The sequence below is a fragment of the Bacillus pacificus genome (genome assembly GCF_020861345.1).
Taxonomy (GTDB): Bacteria; Bacillota; Bacilli; order Bacillales; family Bacillaceae_G; genus Bacillus_A; species Bacillus_A pacificus.
On sequence record NZ_CP086328.1, the window covers coordinates 3,324,167 to 3,347,565 of the forward strand.

General features: G+C 35.8%; 22 protein-coding genes and 3 other annotated features. Of the genes, 8 read left to right on the forward strand and 14 right to left on the reverse strand.

Going from position 1 to position 23,399, the window contains the following annotated elements; genetic code table 11:
- Positions 1-129 precede the first annotated feature (129 nt).
- Together LMD38_RS17310 and LMD38_RS17315 are read left to right on the forward strand one after the other, a co-directional pair.
- The gene (locus LMD38_RS17310) at positions 130-891 is read left to right on the forward strand and encodes a DODA-type extradiol aromatic ring-opening family dioxygenase (RefSeq protein WP_227585702.1); all 762 of its coding nucleotides are present in this window, start codon (positions 130-132) and stop codon (positions 889-891) included.
- Positions 892-1,008: 117 nt separating this feature from the next.
- Positions 1,009-2,342, forward strand: a protein-coding gene (locus LMD38_RS17315) for an IS3 family transposase (RefSeq protein ID WP_085966774.1) whose coding sequence is annotated in 2 segments (ribosomal slippage) — positions 1,009-1,396 and positions 1,396-2,342 — 1,335 coding nt in all. Because the reading frame shifts where the segments join, the coding sequence is not laid out codon by codon here.
- A gap of 73 nt (positions 2,343-2,415) precedes the next feature.
- Here the strand turns inward: LMD38_RS17315 and LMD38_RS17320 are convergent.
- The 3 genes from LMD38_RS17320 to LMD38_RS17330 form a co-directional block, all read right to left on the reverse strand.
- Entirely contained in the window at positions 2,416-3,630 is a 1,215-nt protein-coding gene (locus tag LMD38_RS17320; RefSeq protein ID WP_000179308.1) for a multidrug efflux MFS transporter, read from the reverse strand.
- A 168-nt stretch (positions 3,631-3,798) separates the two neighbouring features.
- Complete coding sequence (locus LMD38_RS17325) at positions 3,799-4,650, reverse strand: GNAT family N-acetyltransferase (protein ID WP_062822320.1); 852 nt, start codon at positions 4,648-4,650, stop codon at positions 3,799-3,801.
- 18 nt (positions 4,651-4,668) lie between these two features.
- Positions 4,669-5,379 carry a DUF554 domain-containing protein gene (locus tag LMD38_RS17330; protein WP_062822321.1) on the reverse strand — a complete coding sequence of 237 codons (711 nt, stop codon included), beginning with the start codon at positions 5,377-5,379 and terminating at the stop codon, positions 4,669-4,671.
- A gap of 212 nt (positions 5,380-5,591) precedes the next feature.
- Between LMD38_RS17330 and LMD38_RS17335 the strand changes: the two genes are divergently transcribed.
- Positions 5,592-6,695, forward strand: a complete 1,104-nt coding sequence (locus LMD38_RS17335) for a CapA family protein (protein ID WP_062822322.1) — start codon at positions 5,592-5,594, stop codon at positions 6,693-6,695.
- A gap of 52 nt (positions 6,696-6,747) precedes the next feature.
- Positions 6,748-6,975 carry a hypothetical protein gene (locus LMD38_RS17340; protein WP_000910230.1) on the forward strand — a complete coding sequence of 76 codons (228 nt, stop codon included), beginning with the start codon at positions 6,748-6,750 and terminating at the stop codon, positions 6,973-6,975.
- Between the two features lie 79 nt (positions 6,976-7,054).
- Here LMD38_RS17340 and ilvA read toward each other — a convergent pair whose 3' ends face one another.
- Genes ilvA through ilvE form a run of 6 tightly spaced genes read right to left on the reverse strand, consistent with a single transcriptional unit; the run spans position 7,055 to position 13,955 of the window.
- The gene (gene ilvA, locus LMD38_RS17345) at positions 7,055-8,317 is read right to left on the reverse strand and encodes a threonine ammonia-lyase IlvA (protein WP_062822323.1); all 1,263 of its coding nucleotides are present in this window, start codon (positions 8,315-8,317) and stop codon (positions 7,055-7,057) included.
- A 31-nt stretch (positions 8,318-8,348) separates the two neighbouring features.
- Positions 8,349-10,022: a dihydroxy-acid dehydratase gene (gene ilvD, locus LMD38_RS17350; protein WP_001255810.1), complete on the reverse strand. Its 1,674-nt coding sequence runs from the start codon at positions 10,020-10,022 to the stop codon at positions 8,349-8,351.
- Positions 10,023-10,068: 46 nt separating this feature from the next.
- Positions 10,069-11,076: a ketol-acid reductoisomerase gene (gene ilvC / locus LMD38_RS17355; protein WP_016717166.1), complete on the reverse strand. Its 1,008-nt coding sequence runs from the start codon at positions 11,074-11,076 to the stop codon at positions 10,069-10,071.
- Between the two features lie 14 nt (positions 11,077-11,090).
- Positions 11,091-11,321 carry an ACT domain-containing protein gene (locus LMD38_RS17360; RefSeq protein ID WP_016717165.1) on the reverse strand — a complete coding sequence of 77 codons (231 nt, stop codon included), beginning with the start codon at positions 11,319-11,321 and terminating at the stop codon, positions 11,091-11,093.
- Positions 11,318-13,033, reverse strand: coding sequence for an acetolactate synthase large subunit (gene ilvB, locus LMD38_RS17365; RefSeq protein ID WP_062822324.1), 1,716 nt, complete (start codon positions 13,031-13,033; stop codon positions 11,318-11,320). The genes LMD38_RS17360 and ilvB overlap by 4 nt, the downstream gene beginning before the upstream one ends.
- A gap of 22 nt (positions 13,034-13,055) precedes the next feature.
- A complete protein-coding gene (ilvE, locus tag LMD38_RS17370) occupies positions 13,056-13,955 on the reverse strand; it encodes a branched-chain-amino-acid transaminase (protein ID WP_016717163.1) in 900 nt (299 codons plus the stop codon).
- Positions 13,956-14,108: 153 nt separating this feature from the next.
- Positions 14,109-14,348, reverse strand: a binding site (T-box leader).
- A gap of 62 nt (positions 14,349-14,410) precedes the next feature.
- Positions 14,411-14,656, reverse strand: a binding site (T-box leader).
- 201 nt (positions 14,657-14,857) lie between these two features.
- Here ilvE and LMD38_RS17375 point away from each other — a divergent pair.
- Positions 14,858-15,616: an SDR family oxidoreductase gene (locus LMD38_RS17375; RefSeq protein WP_000911811.1), complete on the forward strand. Its 759-nt coding sequence runs from the start codon at positions 14,858-14,860 to the stop codon at positions 15,614-15,616.
- Positions 15,617-15,706: 90 nt separating this feature from the next.
- Entirely contained in the window at positions 15,707-16,243 is a 537-nt protein-coding gene (msrA, locus tag LMD38_RS17380; RefSeq protein ID WP_001291871.1) for a peptide-methionine (S)-S-oxide reductase MsrA, read from the forward strand.
- A 168-nt stretch (positions 16,244-16,411) separates the two neighbouring features.
- On the opposite strand, the gene LMD38_RS17385 is transcribed toward msrA, so the two are convergent.
- From LMD38_RS17385 to LMD38_RS17400, 4 genes are all read right to left on the reverse strand, one after another.
- The gene (locus LMD38_RS17385) at positions 16,412-16,618 is read right to left on the reverse strand and encodes a hypothetical protein (protein WP_062822325.1); all 207 of its coding nucleotides are present in this window, start codon (positions 16,616-16,618) and stop codon (positions 16,412-16,414) included.
- A 109-nt stretch (positions 16,619-16,727) separates the two neighbouring features.
- Positions 16,728-17,369 (reverse strand): FusB/FusC family EF-G-binding protein, encoded by a 642-nt coding sequence (locus LMD38_RS17390; protein ID WP_016717160.1) that lies wholly within the window; start codon positions 17,367-17,369, stop codon positions 16,728-16,730.
- Positions 17,370-17,479: 110 nt separating this feature from the next.
- Entirely contained in the window at positions 17,480-18,166 is a 687-nt protein-coding gene (locus tag LMD38_RS17395) for a DUF421 domain-containing protein (RefSeq protein ID WP_061183877.1), read from the reverse strand.
- A gap of 157 nt (positions 18,167-18,323) precedes the next feature.
- Complete coding sequence (locus tag LMD38_RS17400) at positions 18,324-18,587, reverse strand: CD3324 family protein (RefSeq protein ID WP_000878308.1); 264 nt, start codon at positions 18,585-18,587, stop codon at positions 18,324-18,326.
- Between the two features lie 326 nt (positions 18,588-18,913).
- Here LMD38_RS17400 and LMD38_RS17405 point away from each other — a divergent pair, with 326 nt between their 5' ends.
- On the forward strand, positions 18,914-19,618 hold the full coding sequence (locus tag LMD38_RS17405) for a polysaccharide deacetylase family protein (protein WP_062822326.1): 705 nt from the start codon (positions 18,914-18,916) through the stop codon (positions 19,616-19,618).
- A gap of 35 nt (positions 19,619-19,653) precedes the next feature.
- Here LMD38_RS17405 and LMD38_RS17410 read toward each other — a convergent pair whose 3' ends face one another.
- Complete coding sequence (locus LMD38_RS17410; protein ID WP_001088180.1) at positions 19,654-20,991, reverse strand: sodium-dependent transporter; 1,338 nt, start codon at positions 20,989-20,991, stop codon at positions 19,654-19,656.
- Positions 20,992-21,291: 300 nt separating this feature from the next.
- Positions 21,292-21,514 (reverse strand) — a binding site (T-box leader).
- 220 nt (positions 21,515-21,734) lie between these two features.
- Here LMD38_RS17410 and LMD38_RS17415 point away from each other — a divergent pair.
- On the forward strand, positions 21,735-23,369 hold the full coding sequence (locus LMD38_RS17415) for a putative polysaccharide biosynthesis protein (protein WP_062822327.1): 1,635 nt from the start codon (positions 21,735-21,737) through the stop codon (positions 23,367-23,369).
- Positions 23,370-23,399: the final 30 nt, after the last annotated feature.

The following is a 23,399-nucleotide window of genomic DNA, read 5'->3' on the forward strand; positions in this document are numbered from 1 at the left end:
ATTGCTTTCATTATGACAAATGCCTTCCTTTTCCGATTAGCTTCCAAACTATTTCTGTTGACGAAAACAACATAAAATTATATAGTTACTTACATAAAGTAATTATTATATTTTTAGGAGGTTTCTACTATGATGCCATCACTATTTTTAGCACATGGTTCACCAATGCTCGCTATTCAAGATACAGATTATACAAGTTTTTTAAAAATACTTGGAGAAACGTATAAACCGAAAGCAATTGTTATTTTCACTGCTCACTGGGAAAGTGAAGTATTAACGATTTCCTCATCAGATAACGAATATGAAACAATTTATGATTTTGGAGGTTTTCCTCCAGAGTTATACGAAATTAAATATCGTGCAAAAGGTTCTTCTAGCATTGCATCCATGTTAGAAACAAAGTTTAAAAACAAAGGTATTCCAGTCCATCATAATATGACGAGAGGTTTAGATCATGGCTCATGGACACTCTTGCATCGCATGTATCCAGAAGCAAATATTCCTGTCGTCCAAATATCAGTAAATCCATTCCTTTCTGCAAAAGAACAATTTAAGATTGGAGAAGCATTAAAAGGACTTGGACAGGAAGATATTTTAGTAATCGGTAGTGGTGTTACCGTTCATAACTTACGAGCACTGAAATGGAATCAAACTACGCCCGAACAATGGGCAATTGAATTTGATGATTGGATTATTAAACATATGCAGGCTGCTGATAAAGATGCATTATTTAATTGGGAGAAAAATGCCCCTCATGCACAATTAGCAGTACCAAGAGCAGAGCATTTCGTTCCTTTATTTATCGCTATGGGAAGTGGTGAAAATATTGGTGAAGTCATTCACCGCAGTTACGAGCTTGGTACGTTAAGTTATCTTTGTCTCCAATTTTAAATAAAAAGGATGAAGCAATCTAAACTGTACCCTATAGAATAGACACTTAAAAAAAGTCTATTCTATAGGGTATTTCTTGTATAATGAGAGAAAAATGAGAATCGGAGAAATTTCAAAATGACGAAAAAATTGCTTACAGAAAAGGAAATTCAAATATTATCAAAAAATCGATACGTAAAATCGGTAAGCCAAAAAGGAATTACCTATACCGATGAATTCAAGCGTATTTTTATTAAGGAAAATGAACAGGGTAAACCACCTCGTATTATTTTTGAAGAATGTGGTTTTGATATAGATATCATCGGTCTACAACGTATTGTGTCATCAGGAAATAGATGGCGTACGTCCTATAAGCAAAACGGTGTATGGGGCTTAAGAGACACACGTAAGGAAAACTCAGGAAGAAAGTCAGAAAGAGAACTTACATTAGAGGAGAAATATGCACGTTTGGAAGCGGAACGAAACTTATTAAAAGCTGAAAATGAACTGTTAAAAAAGATCAAATTTATGGAAGGGAGGATGGGAAAGAAATAACGTTACACGCTAGTCAAAAGTACCTATTAATTCGTTCTATCATTGAAAAATACCGCCTGAAAAATATGGTGAGATATTTGTGTCAGGTCGCAGGCGTTTCACGTTCTGGATACTATAATTATTTTTTAGCCATTTCTCAAAGTCGGCGAGAGAAAAGAATACATCAAGATGAAATAGTGAAAGAGATTATATTAAAGGCATTTCGATTTAAAAACCGAAAAAAGGGGGCTCGTCAGATCAAAATGACATTGGCGGGTCAATTTCAAGTTGTCTACAATTTGAAACGCATCCGTAGAATCATGAAAAAATATGGGATAATCTGTCCTATTCGTAGAGAAAATCCCTATAAAAAAATGTTGAAAGCGACGAAAGAACACTTCGTGGTACCCAATCGATTAAAACGCGAATTTAGGCAAGGTGTACCGGGAAAGGTACTTCTTACAGATATCACATACCTGTTTTATGGTAAGAATCAAAAAGGATATTTATCTACTATTCTAGACGGGTCTACGAATGAAGTTTTGGCGTATCATGTTTCAGAACGACTTACCTTAGATATCGCAACGACGACGCTGCACAAACTAAAGAAGAATAAGAAGGTACGATTAACGCAAGATGCCTATATTCATTCTGATCAAGGTGCTCATTACACAAGTCCTACCTATCAAAAATTAGTCAAAAAATTAAAGCTGGGACAATCTATGTCAAGGCGAGGAAACTGTTGGGATAATGCCCCACAAGAATCTTTTTTCGGGCACTTTAAAGATGAAGCACACATCAAAACTTGTACATCTTTCACACAGTTAAAACAAGAAATTAAAGACTATATGAAATACTATAATCAGCACAGATATCAGTGGAATTTAAAGAAGATGACTCCTGTCGAATACAGAAACCATCTTCTTGATGCCGCCTAACTTTTTTTAAAATGTCCTTTACAAAGGGTACAGATTAATCATTGCTTCATCCTTTTCTTTTTTATTCACCTAGTTAACTAACTTCCAAATGTCGTTTCTCTGATACCTCTTCGTTCTTATTATGAAAATAAACCCAAATGCACGCAATAAACAATAGTGATGATGTAGAGAAGAAAACATATTGAAAACCAGCATGCGCTGCAATTTGTCCACCAAGTATTGGTCCAATCATATTTCCTAAAAACTGAAACGATTGATTATATCCAAATATTCGTCCCGTTACATGGGTTGGTGTATGTTGTTTTAGTAGAGTTTGTACGGAAGGTAATAATCCTGCTTGTGCGATACCTAATAAAAATCGAAGAATTAATAGTTGCCAAGCTGAGGTTACAAATGCTTGCGGAATAAAAATAATTCCTGCAGCAAACAACGCTACAACTAACGTTTTTTGAGGACCGATATGATCTGATAATCGTCCGAGTCTTGGTGCTGCCAAAATAACAGCTAATCCTGTCGCTGACATAACGGCGCCCGCAATTGTTTCAATATGCGCAGTTTGAGGACCAACTAAATTTTTCACGTATAATGTAACAATTGGCTGAACAGACATATTAGCAAGTTGAATAATAAATGTTGTTACAAACAAACTAATAATTAAATGCTTAGCTGGAACCATCGTCCATACTTTTTTCGTTTGTACTTTTTTTGCTTGAGCAGAGTGATTTTCTTCATGTAAGAAGAAAAAAACGATGAGAAAGGAAAGGAATAAAAAAGCTCCTGTAACAAGAAAAACATGGCGCATTCCAATTAACTCAGACAAATATCCTCCAAGTAATGGACCAAGTAAAGAACCGCTCACGCCACCAGTTGAAATTGTAGAAATTGCCCAACCTGAATGTTCTTTCGGAGTTTCTGCTGCAATAAATGTCATCGCGGTTGAAAGGAAACCAGATACTGCTCCCATTAAAAATCTTAGTGCGACTAATTGATATACATCCGTTACAAACCCCATAAGCGTCATAATAATCGCCATACCAAGGCTAGCACGAATTAGCATCAATTTCCGTCCATGTATATCACCAAGCTTTCCCCATATTGGTGATACGATCGCACCCATTAAAAATGTTACACCAAATGCAAGTCCCGACCACTGTGCAATACTAGAAGTGCCAGTCACACCTAATTCCTCAATATAAAAAGATAAAAAGGGAATTACTAAACTCATACCGGCTGCAGTGGTAAAACAACCTAGCCAACAAATCATTAAATTTCGTTTCCAGCTGGCCATTTTCACACCTTCTTTCTTTAGATACCCATTCTACACCCTTTCTTGTAAAAAGTTTAGTAATTTGCTTTATATGTAAAATTTACTACAAAACCCGCTATTTTCTAATAAGAATCACTACATCTCTACATTATTTTCATAATAAAACCAACTCCACCTAAATGAAGTTGGTTAATAATCCATGATTGGTATTAAACGCGCATTACAACATCTCTCATAAAACTCAACCGGACCTGCTTGTCCAATAATTGCATATTCATATCCATCTTGCTTCATACTATGCAGACTACAATGTAACAATTGCTTCCCTACACTTTTCACACGATTTTGTTTCGCCGTGCCCATTGGACCAAACAATCCTTTCTTTCCTCTCACTACGTCATAACAAGCGAAACCTACTATCACTTCTTTTTGTTCTGCTATATAAATAGGTACATTTTCTTTATATGTACGAAATCCGTACTCTATCGAATGTAACCAACGTTCACCAAATTCCTCACTAACAAAACTTACTAATTTCCCAAAATCAGAAGAGTTAGCCTTTCTAACATGACAAGTTAAATGAGTATAAGCAGGAACAAAACATTTTAAATCAACCGCTAAATCTCTTGGCTCTTCTACAATACGTAATATCTCTTTTTGTATTTGTGGATTTTCAATAAACGTATCCGCGCGAAAGAGTGCATATATAACATGTCCTTCATTCATTATTATTTGCTGAAAACGTTCCATACGTTTCTTCGCTATTTGTAAAATTTCTAGCACCTTATAAGATACCTTATATTGCCCTATTTTTTCATACTCTTGATCCGTTAAATCGTCTTGTTTTCGTAATGAAAGTTTTTCTAAAAAATCCGTCCCCACGTTACGAAATAAATACATATACAACTCGCTGCAAACGCCAGTACCTTCTTTACACATGCCAATAAATAAATGAACTGGTTGAATGATATTACTTTCTCCCTCTTCTGCTGCAATCTTCAATATGTTATGAACACGTTTTGTAAATTGAAATTCCTCCATATGTACCTTCATCCCCTACTACTTTACTATTAAACCGTAACCATAAATAAGTGAAACAATGATTCCAACTATCAATATACCTGGCAGTAAATTTGCCACTTTAATTTTAATAATACTAAGTAAGTTCAATCCGATAGCGGCTATCATAATACCACCTGTAGCTGTCATTTCTACTATAAATTGATTCATTAATTCTTTCGGGACCAAACTATTAATTTGTGTTGCAAAAACTGCGATGCCACCTTCATATAAAATTACTGGAATCGCTGAAAATACTACGCCAATCCCTAGAGTTGTCGTTAATATAATAGAAATAAATCCATCGATAATTGCCTTTGTAAATAAAATATCGTGATTTCCGCGAATCCCACTGTCGAGTGCACCAAGTATACCCATCGCACCAATTGCAAATATTAAAGTAGCTGTTACAAAACCTTCTGATATACTCCCTTTCGATCCAACTTTATTTTCTAGCCAATCTCCTAACTGTTTTAACTTTCCCTCTAATTGTAACCATTCCCCGATAACGGTACCAATTACTAAACTTAGTATGACAACAAGAAAATTTTCACTTTTCAATGCCATTTGAAGTCCAAGTACAGTAACCGCTAAACCGATTGCATGCATAATTGTTCCCTTCATACTTTCTGGAATTCTACTAAATAATTTACCTAGTAAAGTACCACATATAATGCAAATTCCATTTACAACTGCTCCTAATATAACCATTTCTCATTCTTCACCCTTCAAATTCTTTATTTCTATATTTTGGTTTATTCATTGATTTACAGGTTATCTATATGTTAACTTAATATTGAGAATATTAACAAATGTTTTCCACTGCATAAACCGCATTTTTTATATCTGTACATAAACCAATTACTTTTTTGTAGACTCATTGCTAATTGAATTGCGGGATAAACTCAAAAGGGAAGGTATTTATGAAAACTTTACTAAAACGATTTTTGTTAATAGCCTTTTGCATTACGCCAATTGTTGTATTAATTAACCACTCTTTTACTTCAAAAGCGAAAGACAAACCCGATTTCCAAAACAAATCTAGCAAAACTGCTTCAACGAGCGAGAAGAAAATAGAAAACCCGGAAATTACCCTCACCTTTTCTGGTGATACAATGTTCGATTGGCAATTACGTCCGGTAATCGAAAAAAACGGGGCTGATTATCCATTCCAACATGTAAAAGAAGAAATAACAAAAGCTGATATTTCTTTCGTTAATTTAGAGTCAGCATTTACAACGAGAGAAAAGAAAGCTCCAGGACAACTGTTTTGGATTAAAAGTGATCCATCCACGCTTCAAGCTATAAAAAACACCGGTTATGACATCGTAAATATCGGGAATAACCATACACTTGATTATGGGCAAGATGGATTATTAGATACAATCTCTCACGTAGAAAAATTAAAGTTCCCTTATATCGGAGCCGGAAAAAATGCAAAAGATGCATATACAGCACGAGAAATGACTGTAAAAGGAAAAAAATTCAAATTTCTTTCCTTCGTTCGATTTATGCCTGATACGAATTGGGTAGCTGGTGACAATAAACCTGGTGTTGCGAATGGGTATGATTTAAATCTCGTAACAAAAACAATTAAAGAACAAAAGAAAGACGCAGACTATTTAATCGTCTATATGCATTGGGGCGTTGAGAAATCAAATCGTCCTGTAGAATACCAAAAACAATATGTACCTAAAATGGTTGAAGCAGGGGCTGACGCGATTGTCGGGAGTCACCCGCATTGGTTACAAGGATTTGAGTATTATAATAAAGTTCCTATCGCTTATTCATTAGGTAACTTTTTATTCCCAAGTTATGTGAACGGAAAAAGTGCCGAAACTGGCGTATTAACTTTAACTTTTAAAGGAAAGGATGTCCAAATGTCATTCAATCCTTATATCATCCGTAACAATCAAGTTTCCCCTGTAAATGAGGAAGAAAAGAGAAAAGCTCTACAATACTTACAAACAATTTCAACTGATGTAGAAATTGATGATACAGGGAAAATAAAAAACAAACGAAACTAGACAGCTCAAGATCTATTTCTCTGTAATATGCTTTACAGAATAGGTGATAAACATGCTGAAAGACTTATTAGAAAATGTAAGTTTGTTAGAGAACGTTTATAAAATTTCTATAGCAGTTCTACTTTTATGTTCAGTTTTCTCTGTTAGATTTCTAAGAAAAATAAAGCGTGAGAGAAACCTTACTCCTTTTGAATTTACAATGTATGTAATTATTCGCATTGCGATATTTTTTTGGTTAGCTAGCTTTATTCTTCTTGAATTTAATGAGTATCTAGTTTAACTTTAAAAAAGATAGAACAAGCATTATATTCCCCGCTTGTATCTATCTTTTTTATTTCGGTGCTAACTCTTTCCTTCTATTAAATAAGTAAATCAAACAAAACAGGATTTTTATTAAGCTCCATAAATTGAATATTATTTTCTTTAAAACGAGTAATTAATTGCTCATAATCTTCTTTATGTTTTAACTCTACTCCGACTAATGCTGGACCATTTTCTTTATTATGTTTCTTAATATACTCAAAGCGCGTAATATCATCTTCTGGTCCTAATCCTTTATCAAGAAATTCTCTTAGCGCACCTGAACGCTGCGGGAATTCAATGATAAAATAATGCTTTAACCCTTCGTAAATGAGAGAACGTTCTTTCATTTCTTGCATTCTATCAATATCATTATTCCCACCACTTAGCGTACATACAACTGTTTTACCTTTTATTTCATCTCTATATAAATCAAGCGCTGCAATAGATAGCGCACCAGCCGGTTCAGCTACAATCGCATTTTTCTTATACAGTTCTAAAATCGTCGTACAAACCTTTCCTTCTGGTACTAAAACGATGTCATCAATTACATCTTTACACGTTTCAAATGTTAACTTTCCTACCTTTTTAACTGCTGCTCCATCAACAAAACTATCTATTTTCTCCAATGCCACATTATCGTTTTGAAGAAAAGCCTCTTTCATAGATGCAGCTCCCATTGGCTCTACCCCAATAACCTTTGTAGCAGGACTAACACCTTTCACATATGTACCAACACCTGATGCTAATCCACCACCGCCGATTGCTGTAAAAATAAAGTCAACCGATTTCTCCATATCATGCATAATTTCAACTGCCACTGTTCCTTGACCAGCAATAACATACGGATCATCAAACGGATGAACGAACGTCATTCTATTTTCCTCACAATAGCGCTGTGCTTCTTGGAACGAGCTATCAAATGTATCACCAACTAATACAATTTCCGCAAAATCGCCACCGAAAAATTGTACTTGTGACACTTTTTGTTTAGGTGTCGTCGTCGGCATGAAAATTTTTGACGGAATCTTCAATAAATTACACGTATAAGCTACTCCTTGCGCATGATTACCAGCACTTGCACAAACAACACCGTTTTGTAACTTTTCTTTCGGTAAGCTTTGAATTAAATTATACGCACCACGAATTTTGAAAGAGCGAATCAATTGTAAATCTTCTCGTTTTACATAAACGTCACAATCATATTTCTCAGATAAAACTGTATCACGTTGTAACGGTGTTTTAATAACGATATCTTTCATGCAATTATGAGCCATTAAGATATCTTCAATTTTCACTCTCTCCTTTACCTTTTGCACCATTTCATATCATCCTTATCTCTTTTTAATTAGCTCAATCAAAATTCGGGACTTTTAAGACTGCACCTGTATTCGCCGATGTTACCATTTGTGCATAACGCCCAAGCCAGCCCGTTTTCACTTTCGGTTCTGGTCGTTTCCATTCTTTTTTACGCTTATCTAATTCTTCGTCACTCACTCTTACTTCTAACAACCTTTCCTCAACATCGATACAAACGATATCCCCTTGTTCAAGAAGTGCAATCGTCCCGCCCGCAGCTGCTTCTGGTGAAATATGCCCTACCGAAATACCACGTGAAGCACCAGAGAAACGACCATCCGTTAATAGCGCAACATCTGCACCTAATCCCATGCCAGCAATTGCTGACGTTGGTGCTAACATTTCCGGCATACCAGGACCGCCTCTTGGTCCTTCATAACGAATAACAACTACATCTCCTTTCTTCACTTTCCCAAGCATAATACCCGCAAGAGCCTCATCTTGTGAATTAAAAATAACGCATGGTCCTTCAAATCGTTTTACTTCAGTTGCTCCGCTTTTAATAACTGCTCCATCTTTCGCAAGGTTTCCTTTTAATATACGTAATCCCCCTTCTTCACTATGAGGGTTTTCAAGAGAATGAATAACTTCCTTATCTTTAATCTCTGCATGAGCAATATTTTCTCTTAATGTTTGCCCCGTAGCAGTAATACGATCTAAATGAAGTACTCCTTCTTTTCGGCTCATCTCTTTCAAAATTGCACTAATCCCGCCTGCACGATCAATATCTTCCATATGCCAATTGGAAGCAGGGCTTACTTTACATAAATGTGGTACACGCCTTGAAACGGCATCAATACGGCTCATATCATAATCTAGTCCTGCCTCATGTGCGAGTGCTAATGTATGTAACACTGTATTTGTTGAACCGCCCATCGCCATATCAAGCGCGAACGCATCATCAATTGCTTCTTCTGTTACGATGTCTCTCGGTTTAATATCTCTTTCAATTAAAATCTTTAATTTCTCTGCTGCTTGTTTAATTAATTCTTCGCGTCTTGGATCAATAGCTAAAATACTACCGTTACCAGGAAGAGCTAAACCTAATACTTCACATAAACAATTCATAGAATTCGCTGTAAACATACCAGAACAAGAACCACAAGATGGACAGCCATGATCTTCAATATCCTTTAATTCTTCTTCTGAAATTTTCCCAGATTGATATGCTCCTACTCCTTCGAACACAGAACTTAAATCGACAACTTCTCCTTTAGATGTTTTTCCGGCCGCCATCGGACCACCTGAGACAAAAACAGTTGGAATGTTAATACGAAGTGCCGCCATCATCATACCAGGTGTGATTTTGTCACAGTTTGGAATACAAATCATACCATCAAACCAATGTGCATTTACAACCGTTTCTACTGAATCTGCAATAATTTCACGACTCGGAAGCGAATAACGCATACCGATATGCCCCATCGCAATACCGTCATCTACTCCAATTGTATTAAATTCAAAGGGAACCATACCTGCTGCACGCACTGCTTCTTTAACAAGTTTCCCAAACTCATTTAAGTGCTTATGACCTGGAATAATTTCAATAAAAGAATTACAGATTGCTATAAACGGTTTATCAAAATCTTCATCTTTCAAACCAGTTGCTTTTAATAAACTACGATGTGGCGCTTTATCAAAACCTTTTTTAATCATGTCACTTCTCATCTTGTCAAATCCCCTCTTACGTATTTTTCACTTGCAATCTATTACTCTATTTCTTTACTAATTCTTTCGGTGCATCAATCCAGCTCATCATTTCACGAAGCTCCGCCCCTACTTTTTCTAACTGATGATTTTGCTCTGCTTTTTTCATCGCATTATACGTTGGACGCCCAGCTTGGTTTTCTAAAATCCATTTCTTCGCGAATTCACCTTGCTGAATTTCTGTAAGTACTCGTTTCATTTCTTTCTTCGTTTCATCTGTAACAATTCTCGATCCTGTTACATAATCTCCGAACTCTGCCGTATCGGAAATAGAATGGCGCATGTTCGTTAAACCACCTTCGTACATTAAATCAACAATTAACTTTAATTCATGTAAACATTCGAAGTATGCAATTTCAGGGCGATATCCGCCTTCTGTTAACGTTTCAAAACCAGCTTTCACAAGTGCAGTTACACCTCCGCAAAGTACCGCTTGCTCACCAAACAAATCCGTCTCTGTTTCTTCTTGAAATGTCGTTTCAATTACACCTGCACGTGTACACCCTACACCTTTTGCATACGCAAGTGCTACATGTAATGCGGTGCCTGTTGCATCTTGATGTACTGCGACTAATGCCGGAACACCATTTCCTTCTTGAAATACACGGCGAACGAGATGACCTGGACTTTTTGGCGCGACCATTGCTACATCTACGTAACTTGGCGGATTAATTTGTCCGAAGTGAATATTAAATCCATGTGAGAAAAGTAACATTTGCCCTTCACGGAGATTCTCTTCTACTTCTGCTTTATACACATGTGCTTGCTGTTCATCTGGCAGTAACATTTGTACAACTTGCGCGGTTCGAACTGCTTCTGAAACAGACATTACTTCAAATCCATCTGCTTTTGCTACTTCAAAAGACTTACCTGGTCGAACACCAACTACAACTTCCACACCAGAATCACGTAAATTTTGTGCCTGCGCATGACCTTGAGATCCATAACCAATTACCGCAACTTTTTTCCCTTGTAATAACTCTACATTTGCATCTTTCTCATAATACGTTTTCATTTTCCATACACTCCCTATAATTTATTTACTTGCAGTACATCAATTAATTTGTTCAACTGACTAACGAGTAATGTCGCTTCATTTTCAGTACAAACTGCTGTGAGTTTCATTTCAGAAACGCCACTAGTATCTCTTTCGTTTAAATGTAAAGAAGAAATATAATAGCCACGCCGAGCAAAAATCCCACTTATACGTAATAAGACGCTTGGCTCGTTATGAATAACGAGTGAAAAAGTATGACTCATTCTTCCCACCTCTTCATAATCATTTCGTTATTCCCTTTATTTGGCGGAACCATCGGAAATACGTTTTCACCTTCTTCTACACAAAAATCAACTACGACAGGACCTTCATGAGCAATTGCTTCTAACATCACTTGTTTCGCCTCTATTGAATTTGTAGCCCTTAACCCCTTCACTCCATAAGCTTCTGCCACTTTCACAAAATCTGGCGATCCAATTTTTGATTCTGATAAACGATTTTCATAAAACATTTCTTGCCATTGCCTTACCATCCCTAAAAATTTATTGTTTATAATAAATACTTTTACAGGGATGTTATTTTCAGCAATTGTTTGTAGTTCTTGAATATTCATTTGAAAAGAAGCATCACCCGCAATACAAATGACGAGTTCTTCTTCTTTCGCAAGCTGAGCACCAATTGCCGCCGGGAAACCAAACCCCATCGTTCCTAGTCCGCCAGATGTGAGAAAAGTTCGTGGATTTTTCGCTTTATAAAAATGCGCAGCCCACATTTGATGCTGTCCTACTTCTGTCGTAACAATCGCTTCACCATTCGTTAATTCACTTACTAAGCTAATAACATGCTGTGGTTTTAACTCACTTTCTTTTTGATTATAGAAAAGAGGGTATTCCGCTTTCCATTCCTCGGTTTTCATAATCCATTCATCTGTCTGTGTACAAATCTGCATATGTAACAACATGTGTAACGCTTTTTTCACATCTCCAACAACTGGATATTCCACAGTTACATTTTTATGAAACTCCGAAGGATCTATATCAATATGTACCTTTTTTGAATGGGGAGAAAAGAGTTCTAATTTTCCTGTTACACGGTCATCAAAACGAACACCTAAAGCAAGTAATAAGTCACATTCTGTTACTGCCATATTTGCAGCGTATGTTCCATGCATACCGAGCATTCCTAAAAATAATGAATCTCCCGGCGGATATGCACCTAGTCCCATTAAAGTTGATACGACTGGAATACGATTTTCTCTCGCAAATTTGATAAGTTCATCAGATCCACCTGAATGAATGACACCTCCTCCAATATAAAGAAGTGGGCGTTTCGCTTTTGAAATTTCTTTAGCTACCTCTTTCAGTTTCATACTGTCTGGCATAGGCTCTAGTTTGTACCCTGGAATCTCAATCACTTCATTGTAAAAACTTGTTACATTTTCATTTTGAATATCTTTTGGAATATCAATTAATACCGGCCCCGGCCGCCCGCTTTCGGCGATGTAAAAAGCTTCTTGTACGATGCGTGATAAATGATTCACATCACGAACTTGGTAATTATGCTTCGTAACCGGTACTGTAATCCCAACAACATCTGCTTCTTGAAATCCGTCTTTACCAATTAATGGCCTTGCAACTTGCCCTGTAATGACAACTAAAGGAATCGAATCCATATAAGCATCCGCTAAACCCGTAACTAAATTCGTCGCCCCTGGGCCAGAGGTAGCAAAGACTACCCCGACCTTTCCAGAAGCTCTCGCATATCCTTCTGCCGCATGAATGGCAGCTTGTTCATGACGAGTTAAAACGTGCTTCAAACCACTTCCGTATAACGCATCGTATACTGGCAAAATCGCTCCACCCGGATAACCGAAAACAGTCGTTACACCCAATTTCTTCAAACATTGAATCACGTGTCCAGCGCCTGTCATTTCTTCATACTGTAACTTCTCATACGCTGTATACTGCTGCTTCATTTCAATTAACTCCTCTCTTTATTTATGCTAAGCTTTCCGTCAGCCCGGGGACACGTACTCCTCTTTCTCTCGTTAATTTTTTAAATTCTTCGGTCAATTGTTTCGTTACACTTCCTGGTTTCCCATCTCCAATTTCTCTTGAATCAACTTTTACAACTGGAATTAACTCCGCTGCCGTTCCTGTTAAAAACACTTCATCTGCTACATATACGTCATGGCGAGTAAATGGCCTTTCCTCACACGGAATATGAAGTCGCTCACATAGCTCAATAACACTATTTCTTGTAATACCTTCTAATGCTCCTAAATAGGATGGCGGGGTTAATACTTTTCCATCTTTCACAACGAAAACATTATCTCCAGATCCTTCACAAACATATCCTTGTTGATTTAACATAAGAGCCTCTAGCACTCCTGCTTGTGCCGCTTCAATTTTTACAAGTACGTTATTTAAGTAGTTCATCGACTTAATGCGTGGGTCTAATGCATCTGGTGTATTACGTCTTGATGCAACAGATACAACGCTTAATCCATTATCGTAAAATTCCTGTGGGAATAACTTTAATTGTTCTGCAATGATAATAACGCTCGGTTTCACACAACTTCTCGGATCGAGCCCTAAGTCCCCTTTTCCTCTTGAAACAATTAACCGAATATAAGCATCTGCATACTCATTTTTTTGAAGTGTCTGTAAAACCGCTTCTTCCATTTCGTCAACCGTCAGCGGGATTGTAAGTAAAATAGATTTTGCCGATTCATATAATCGTTTTACATGTTCTTTTAAACAAAATACATTTCCACCGTAACTACGAATCCCTTCAAATACACCGTCTCCGTATAAAAAACCATGATCATATACTGAAACAACTGCTTTTTCTTTTTCTACAAATTCCCCATTCATATAAATGTACTGATTTCCCATCTCACATCGCTCCTCTTTTTTTCTCTCTATTTTTGCAATCTATTTCTATATCGATTGCTGAGATGAGTGTTTTTTAACAGAATATTCAGTATATAAACCTTAAAAATATACTCGTCTCAACAATCGATTACATACATACTTGTAGCGATCCATTGCTGAGACGAGGGAATCGTGGTACCACTCAGCTTCCTTACACTTCTCACGAAATATAAGCTCTGCAAGTCCAATTAGACTTTTGTTTTTCTATCGGAAACAACTCCGCTACTTTTTACTAGTTTTCAAAAGTAGTGCTCCGAGGTGATCTTCAATGATGAAATTGTTGCCACCCTCACAGCATCTGGGTAGCTCTCTGAAACAATTTTTATCATTTACTCTCCTCTTCTACGCATTCTCTTATTTTTAAAAATAAAAACTCTCGCCTCAGCAATCAACTACTACAATTTAGTAGCTTTGATTGCTGAGGCGAGAGTTTCGCGTTACCACTCAGCTTCCTTATACTTCTCGCGAAATATAAGCTCTGTAGGTCCAATTAGACCCCCGTCCTTTTACCGGAGACGATGCCGTCGCTCTCTACTCAGTTTCCCTTTCGCAAGCGATGCTCCGAGGTGATCTTCAATGATTCGATTGTTACCACTCTCACAGCCTAGGAGCAGCTCTCTGAAACGATCATAACCATCTACTTTCCTCTTCTTTGCATATACAACATATAAAGTTAGAAAATTCTTAATTCACTTTTATTTGTTAAACGTATTATAGGACGTTGTTCTTTTCATTGTCAACATGTTTTTTCAAAAAAATCAAAATTGGAATACATTACTTACATACACTCATATATTACTTAAGTATGTTTGCATTACTACATAAAGAAAAACTTATAAAGTTTACGAGGAGATGAGGAAACTATGTTAAAAGGGAAAGTAGCGTTAGTTACAGGAGCAAGCCGAGGAATTGGACGAGCGATCGCTAAACGTTTAGCAAATGACGGTGCATTGGTTGCTGTTCATTACGGTAATCGAAAAGATGACGCTGAAGAAACTGTTCATGAAATTCGATCAGAGGGTGGTCAAGCTTTTTCTATCGGCGCAAATTTAGAATCCTTACACGGTGTAGAAAACCTTTATAACGCTTTAGATACTGAATTACAAAAGCGCACTGGTGAAACACAATTTGATATTTTAATAAACAATGCTGGCATTGGTCCTGGTGCTTTTATTGAAGAAACGACTGAACAATTTTTTGATAGAATGGTTTCAGTAAATGCAAAAGCACCATTCTTTATCATTCAACAAGCACTTCCACGTTTACGTGACAATAGCCGAATTATTAATATTTCATCCGCTGCGACCCGCATTTCTTTACCTGATTTTGTTGCATATAGTATGACGAAAGGCGCTATTAATACAATGACTTTTACACTAGCAAAACAGCTTGGAGCACGAGGAATAACGGTGAATGCAATACTTCCAGGGTTTATTAAAACAGATATGAATGCAGAACTCTTGAGCGATCCAATGATGAAGCAGTACGCTACTACTATTTCCGCTTTCAATCGCTTAGGTGAAGTAGAAGACATTGCCGATACTGCCGCATTTCTTGCTTCTCCAGACAGCCGCTGGGTTACTGGACAATTAATTGATGTGAGCGGAGGATCTTGTTTATAAAAAACATATATTTTCAAATCTTTTTTATTGCGCAATAAAACAAATTGTATAATACTATATAAAACATATATATTTAGGAGGATTACAGCAATGTCCGAAAAAACATACGAACTCGCAACCTTTGCAGGCGGGTGCTTTTGGTGCATGGTAAAGCCATTTGATGAACTTCCTGGCATTCATAAAGTACTTTCCGGCTATGCAGGTGGTCATGTAGAAAACCCAACATATGAACAAGTAAAAGCGGGTACATCTGGTCATTTAGAAGTTGTACAAATTACATTTGATCCTTCTATTTTCCCATATGAAAAATTACTGGATTTATATTGGCCACAAATCGATCCAACTGATGATGGCGGACAATTCTTTGACCGTGGTCCATCTTATCGCACCGCTATTTTTTATCATACCGAAACGCAAAAAGAGCTTGCTGAAAAATCAAAACAAGCTCTTGCAGAAAGCGGTATGTTTAAAGAGCCAATCGTAACTGAAATTCGCCCAGCTGCACCTTTTTATGAAGCTGAGGAATACCACCAACATTTCTATAAAAAGAACCCAGAAAAATATGCTACTGAGCAAAAAGAATCTGGCCGTGAAGACTTTATAAAAGAAAATTGGCAAAAAAAATAATAAAAACGCATCGTGCTTTTTTTTCAAAGTGCGATGCGTTTTTATTTTTGATAAAAGTACCATACAATGATGAGAACAACAGCTGTTAATGCCCAAAGCGCTATTTCATTTTTCACTCTACTCTTTTTCTTAGTCATTTCATCTCCTCCTAATAGCAATACAATATATTCAAGATTTCCTCTGTTTCATTGTCCACCTTATATACGTGAATACATCCTTACAAATCCTTATAACAAGACCACCAATGATTCCGATTGCAATTGAAATTGAAATTACTAACATCTGTCCAAAACTAAGAGTAGTTGTGTATGTTATGTAGATAACAATGCATACAAGTAAAACATCCGGTAAAGAAAGCAAAAACTTTTTAAGCATTTTTTCAGCTCTCCTATGTTTTATTTATAAATTATATCTCTCAAAAAGGAAATCTATTACCATTCTCAAAATAAAAGACCTCCAGTTTAAACACTAGAGGTCTTCCATTTTATTTCTTTAATCGCTCAATAAAATCATGTAATTTATCAAGTGATTTCATATTCTGATTACAAGCTACACCATCTTTGCAAATATAGTTTCCCTTTTTAACGAAAGTTCCTGGTATATCACCTTTAATTTCAACTAAAAACATCCCAACTTCTTCATGTCCATGACATAATGAACAAATGCTTTTTTTATTTAAACTTTGGAATGTTCCTTGCAGACCAACAAACTTATTTTTATCATTTTTCGCTATAATAAATTTCCTGCTTGATCCCTTATCAATCCAACTTAAATAAGACAATTCTTTCATATCCAGTTCTTCCATATCAGGCAGTTTTAACTTTTTCGCTTTAGGAAATAATTTTTTTAATGTTTGCGCTGTCACTTCCTGAAACGGAATGACATACGGATTTATTTTCGTTAAAAATGATTCTGCATCTTCTCTATTTTGAACTGTTAATACCGTGTCAATTAACTCCTTCTGCTCATCCGTTAAATTCTCAAATACATGTATTATCTTTTCAATCGCAAGTGATTTTAACGCTTGAATGACTCCTCTATCATTTGCCGTCGCATGCCCATTTGCTAAAATATAAGCTTGTGATTTTATAAAATTGTATTGATCACTTCTAATAAATGCTTCCATCTTTATCACTCCATACAAATTGTTGATCTAGTTTTATTGTATACAATGATTACGTTTTTTGATATGTAAAAGATAACTTGGAAACAAACATTACATACATAGCTTGTACTCTACCGCTGCATTTCCTGACAAAAGAAGCCATCATCTGTTTTCCATTCCGCATATAATACGTCTTCAAACTTAGTAATCCCCTTTTGTTTTATTTGCTTATACAGCCATCCTTCATCAAAACCAGCTTCTCTCAAATTATCTTTCACTACTTTTCCGTCACTAATTAATGAAATTGGTAAGTATACAGGCTTATGTTTTAAACTTAAATCATTTATAGTAGGAGATTCATATTCGCTCTTTTTCAGAACACTTATGTTTCCGTTAGGTTCCAATATCATATATTCAACTTCTCGAATCGAAAAAATATCTTTTTGTTGTCTAAGCATTTGTTGTAATTGGTTAATGTCCAAATGATTTACACTTAATTGTTCACGATCAATCTTTCCATTACGGATAATAATGGAAGGATACCCTTCAAAAAAACTTCTTGTTCCTCTTATTTTTTGAGTTATCACTTCTATAGTATAAATTAAAATTACCCATACAAATACTGAGTATAAAATAGACCACACTTTAATTTTAGGATCATATATTGAATTTCCAACGAGCTCACCAAGGACGATAGCAGAAATAAAATCAAAGGGTGTTAACTGAGATATTTGTGTTTTCCCTAGTATTTTTGTAGCAATTAGTAGAACAAAGAAACCAATTAAAAGCTCTATCGTTATTTGTCCAATATGATTCATAAATGCTCACCTTTCTGCTTTTCACTCAAATGTTCTGTATAGTAAAAAAACGGCACATTTTTCTATTATCTTGTCCATTCATACGTAATATATCCAATACCTACAAGGCAAAAAAGAGTCTAGTTCAAAATAATATTTGAACTAGACTCTTTTATCTTCATTTAGAATACACAATCTTTTTAATCGTTTCTCCGGAAAGAAAATACTCTTCTGCAAGTTGATGAATAGCAATTCCACTTTTAAACGCTTCTTTAATGGCTTTATTTCTTTCATCTAATTGTTTTCTTCCTCCAGATCGTGTGCCCCATTTATAATGTTTCGTTTCTTGTTTTGGAATGTAAATTGTTTCACCTTGTATATACTTTTGAATTTCAGTAATTAAACTTTCTGGTAAAACCGTCGCTGCTTTAACGTATTTCATTTCTGCTCGCCCCTTATTTTTTATGGTTCATTTCAATAAGGTGCAAAGCCAAATATAAAAAATGATACGAGCTCATTTAGGCGATTGTATATTACTTGTCTACCTCACGCAAAGTATCGCCATTTCCATACTTGGCTTTGCATGAGACGCTGCAGTGTCCGGCAATTGAATTGTAATCGCCATGTAAACACCTCCTAATATACCTTTTTCATTACATTATATGATAAATTCCTTCCTCTTGCATCCACATCCTTTTTAAAGCATGAAACTACTTAGTTTGATATAATACTTTTTAGTCCAATCGAAAAGTATAGTGAGGTTGCTTTATGAAAAAGAAAATAATCATTACAATCGTTACATTATTCAGTATTACTGTAGCATTATTTGGAACATACAAATTGATGAATGCAAGAATCTTTCAATTCTTTGGAGATTTAACAAATCGAGTAGAAACAAATGAAAAAGTGATTGCTTTAACTTTTGATGATGGCCCTACTAACAATGTAAAACAAATATTACCGCTACTAGATACATACAATGCAAAAGCTACTTTCTTTTTAATCGGAAATGAATTAGAGAAAAACCTATCGTTAGGAGAAGCTATCGTACAATCTGGAAACCAAATTGGAAACCATACATATTCTCATAACAGAATGGTTTTTAAAACACCTTCTTTTATTAAAGAAGAAATCGAAAAAACAAATTCATTAATCCGCCAAACAGGATTTACAGGCGCAATTGATTTTAGACCACCTAACGGGAAAAAACTAATTGGCCTGCCCTATTATTTAAAGAAAAACAATATCGAAACAATCACCTGGGACCTTGAACCTGATACTTTTTATAAATCTGCAACTGATAAAATTGAATATGTTAATAAAAATGTAAAACCAGGTTCTATCATTTTACTGCACTCTATGTATGATGAGTCTAATGAAAATTTACAGACCATAGAAGGTATTTTAGACTCTTTAACTAAAAAGGGCTATCAGTTCGTAACAGTAAATGAATTGCAAAAAAGAGCAAAATAAAAAGGTAGCGTATCCAGAGCGATACGCTACCTTTTTTAAATAATGCCAAGTACATTTAAGAATACGATAATAATCGCAATTGGTGCGATGAAGCGAAGTAAGAATAACCATAATACAAACAATTTATAGCCTTTATTTTTACTTACACCAAGCTCTCTCATTAATACATCTTTCTTCATTTTTAAAGGAACAAAGATAGAAACTAATAAAACACCCAGTGGCATGAGTACATTACTAACTGCATAATCCGCTAAATCAAAGACTGTCTTTCCGAAAATCTTCAGATCGCTTAATATACCAAATGACAATGCTGACGGTACTCCTACAACGAAGATTAATAAACCTACGATTAAAGCCATTTTTTCACGTTTCCCTTTACCTTTTGCAGTTAAAGATGCCACGCTAATTTCTAACATCGAAATCGCTGATGTAATAGTAGCAAAGAAGAATAGTAATAAGAAAACAATGAAGAATAATTTTCCAAATGCCATTTTACTGAAAATAGCTGGCAGTACGATAAATAATAACCCTGGTCCTTGAGATGGTTCCATTCCAAATGCGAACACTACTGGGAAAATTGCAAGTCCTGCAAGTAATGTAATCACAAGCGTTAAAGCTACGATAGAAAATGCTGAACGCGGTAAGCTTTCTTCTTTCGGCAAGTATGAGCTATACGTTACCATTACTGCTACTCCGACTGATAGTGAGAAGAACGATTGCCCCATTGCATATAAAATGACTTCTGATGTTACGTTTGCGAAATCAGGTTGTAAGAAGAAACGAACTCCTTCTCCCGCACCATCTAACGTAAGTGCACGAACGATTAATACAAAGAATAAAACGAATAGTGCTGGCATGAAATATTTATTTACTTTTTCAACACCATTTTGTACACCTTTACTTACGATGAAAATAGTAATAAGGATGAATAATAGCTGTGAGCCAACTGCTAAATACGGATTGGAAATGATTTCACCAAACGTAGCTTCGTATGCCCCATTTCCTTCCCATAGTCTACCTGTAATTGCATTCCATAAGTATAATAAAATCCAGCCTCCTACAACACTGTAGAAAGAAAGTAATATGAAACATGTTACAATCCCTAATTTCCCTAACCATGGCCATAGTGTTTTTGGTGCGATTTCTCTATACGCATCAACGGCCTCTTTTTGTGTACTTCTTCCGATAACAAATTCAGCTAATAATAGCGGTAAACCAATTAATAATGTGAAACCGATGAAAATAAGGAAGAACGCGCCGCCCCCTCCAATTCCGGCCATATACGGGAACTTCCAAATTGCCCCTAGACCAATTGCTGAACCTGCTGCAGCTAATACGAAACCTAATTTCGATGTCCATTGCTGTGAATTCATTTGTTAATCTCCTCTCTTTATCTTTTTCTGTTTTACAATTCGGTATTTATATTGTTCTATCCACACTCTTTTCTAATACGTTCACTTCCTCTCTACTAATAAAAAACGCCCCTACGTAAATACGTAGGGACGACAAAAATATCGCGGTACCACCCTAGTTATGAAGATACAACAAAGTTAGGACCTAAATAAAAAACGCCCCTACGCAAATACGTAGGGACGATAAAATATCGCGGTACCACCCTAGTTATGAAGCCACAACAAAGTAAGACCTAAATAAAAAACGTCCCTACGTAAATACGTAGGGACGATAAATATCGCGGTACCACCCTAGTTGTGAAACAATCTTCACCACTTTATTTGATAACGGTATAAACTACCGTCTTTCATTTCCTCATAATGTGAGATTTATGAAAGATGCTCCAGGACGAACTTCATGAATAATCTATATACTGATTCACACCAACCATCAGCTCTCTGAAATAGGGAGATATTCACTACTATACCCTTTCATTGCCCAAATATTATTTTCCGAATTGATTACTATCATTTTTATCATACATTAAAAATAGTGTCAACTTATATTTTGAATTTTTATGTATTACATTCTATTTAAAAATTCAAAATATGACTTTTAAATGAATAATATTAGAATATTTATGTTCCATACTATATTAACTACTCTAACAGGTTTATAGTAGTATACGATGAATGCAAGACAGCACGAGTAGGAGGAAAGAAATTTGTCTACGTCAAAAGTTTTAAAAGGAACTGCTTTATTAAGCGGGGCCACAATGATTTCACGTATATTAGGTTTTATATACTTCTTCCCTTTTCAATTACTAGTTGGAACGCAAGGGGTTGCTTTATATGGATATGCATACTCTTGGTACGGTATTTTATTAAGCTTTTCAACAGCGGGTATTCCTATTGCCGTTTCCAAATTCGTTGCAAAGCATAATGCGCTTGGTGATTATAGTACAAGCAAAAAATTATACAATTCTAGTGTAAAATTAATGTTGTTTATGGGCTTTTTAGGATTTTTAATTTTATTTATTGGAGCACCGTACATATCACAATTTATTATTCGCTCGAAAACGCCAGATCCACAATTTATCGCTGACGTAACACTTACGATGCGAGCATTAAGTTTTGCACTTATTATCGTACCAGCTATGAGTGTTACACGTGGTTATTTCCAAGGTTTTCAACATATGAAACCAAGTGCTGTTTCTCAAGTCGTAGAACAAATTGCACGTGTTGTTTTCATTTTAGTTGGTAGCTTCATCGTCTCAAAATTATTAGGGGGTTCAGTAGCTTCTTCAGTTGCAGTTGCTACGTTTGGCGCTGTTATCGGAGCACTTGCAAGCGTCTCTATTTTAATGATGTACTGGAAAAAATATAATGGGTTAAAACCTCCCGAAGGTGAATTAAAATCAAGAGCATCCCATATCCCATTAAAAAATATTTATATAGAATTACTTCGATATGCAATCCCAATTGTATTTGTCGGCATCGCAATTCCACTCTACACGTTAGTAGATCAATATACTGTAGCTGATGTCCTTAGAGCGATGGGAGAGCCGTTAGAAATAGCAAATGCAGTTTTCGCTTATATAACGAACTATGCCCAAAAGTTAATTATGATTCCAGCTTCACTTGCAACTGGATTCTCCTTAACGATCATTCCGGCTATAACGAAATCTTATACAAGCGGGAAATTAGAAGAATTACAAGAACAAATTTCAAAGATATTTCAAGTCTTGTTATTCTTCACAATCCCGGCTGCATTTGCTCTTGCTAGCATCGCTTACGATGCATTCCGCATGGTTTATGTAAATCCTGAAATCGCACTTGGTGGATCACAATATTTAATTTCATTCGCACCGTCTGCTATATTAAGTGCGATTTTCACAGTTTCAGCAGCTATTTTACAAGGAATCGATTATCAAAGAAAAACAATGATTGCATTCTCAGCCGGAATTCTCGTTAAAGTTGTAGTAAATACACCGCTCTTACATTTATTTGGCGGACACGGTGCTGTACTTGGAACCATTCTTGGATACCTCGTTTCCAATAGTATTATGTTGTACTGCATCGTTAAGTTTGCGAAATTTAAAATTGGTGAGACAGCAAAAACAATATTTCTTATTACAATTTACTCCGCAGCAATGTCTGCTGTTGTGATGGCATTAAAATCAATTTTAACATGGTTAATTCCTGGACAAACTTATATGGAATCACTTCTCATTGTCGTTATATGTGGCGCTGTAGGAGGGCTTGTTTACCTTTTATTCGTATTAACAAGTGGACTTGCTTCACATATTCTCGGTGATAGAATTCAACGCTTACCTATACTGGGGAAATTAGTAAAATAAAAAACAAAGAGTTGTAACAAGGGTTACATC

Coding starts and splice junctions, on each gene's coding strand:
- LMD38_RS17310 (WP_227585702.1), top strand. CDS start 130: ATGATGCCATCACTATTTTTAGCACATGGTTCACCAATGCTCGCTATT.
- LMD38_RS17320 (WP_000179308.1), bottom strand. CDS start 3,630: ATGGCCAGCTGGAAACGAAATTTAATGATTTGTTGGCTAGGTTGTTTT.
- LMD38_RS17325 (WP_062822320.1), bottom strand. CDS start 4,650: ATGGAGGAATTTCAATTTACAAAACGTGTTCATAACATATTGAAGATT.
- LMD38_RS17330 (WP_062822321.1), bottom strand. CDS start 5,379: ATGGTTATATTAGGAGCAGTTGTAAATGGAATTTGCATTATATGTGGT.
- LMD38_RS17335 (WP_062822322.1), top strand. CDS start 5,592: ATGAAAACTTTACTAAAACGATTTTTGTTAATAGCCTTTTGCATTACG.
- LMD38_RS17340 (WP_000910230.1), top strand. CDS start 6,748: ATGCTGAAAGACTTATTAGAAAATGTAAGTTTGTTAGAGAACGTTTAT.
- ilvA (WP_062822323.1), bottom strand. CDS start 8,317: ATGGTGCAAAAGGTAAAGGAGAGAGTGAAAATTGAAGATATCTTAATG.
- ilvD (WP_001255810.1), bottom strand. CDS start 10,022: ATGAGAAGTGACATGATTAAAAAAGGTTTTGATAAAGCGCCACATCGT.
- ilvC (WP_016717166.1), bottom strand. CDS start 11,076: ATGAAAACGTATTATGAGAAAGATGCAAATGTAGAGTTATTACAAGGG.
- LMD38_RS17360 (WP_016717165.1), bottom strand. CDS start 11,321: ATGAGTCATACTTTTTCACTCGTTATTCATAACGAGCCAAGCGTCTTA.
- ilvB (WP_062822324.1), bottom strand. CDS start 13,033: ATGAAGCAGCAGTATACAGCGTATGAGAAGTTACAGTATGAAGAAATG.
- ilvE (WP_016717163.1), bottom strand. CDS start 13,955: ATGGGAAATCAGTACATTTATATGAATGGGGAATTTGTAGAAAAAGAA.
- LMD38_RS17375 (WP_000911811.1), top strand. CDS start 14,858: ATGTTAAAAGGGAAAGTAGCGTTAGTTACAGGAGCAAGCCGAGGAATT.
- msrA (WP_001291871.1), top strand. CDS start 15,707: ATGTCCGAAAAAACATACGAACTCGCAACCTTTGCAGGCGGGTGCTTT.
- LMD38_RS17385 (WP_062822325.1), bottom strand. CDS start 16,618: ATGCTTAAAAAGTTTTTGCTTTCTTTACCGGATGTTTTACTTGTATGC.
- LMD38_RS17390 (WP_016717160.1), bottom strand. CDS start 17,369: ATGGAAGCATTTATTAGAAGTGATCAATACAATTTTATAAAATCACAA.
- LMD38_RS17395 (WP_061183877.1), bottom strand. CDS start 18,166: ATGAATCATATTGGACAAATAACGATAGAGCTTTTAATTGGTTTCTTT.
- LMD38_RS17400 (WP_000878308.1), bottom strand. CDS start 18,587: ATGAAATACGTTAAAGCAGCGACGGTTTTACCAGAAAGTTTAATTACT.
- LMD38_RS17405 (WP_062822326.1), top strand. CDS start 18,914: ATGAAAAAGAAAATAATCATTACAATCGTTACATTATTCAGTATTACT.
- LMD38_RS17410 (WP_001088180.1), bottom strand. CDS start 20,991: ATGAATTCACAGCAATGGACATCGAAATTAGGTTTCGTATTAGCTGCA.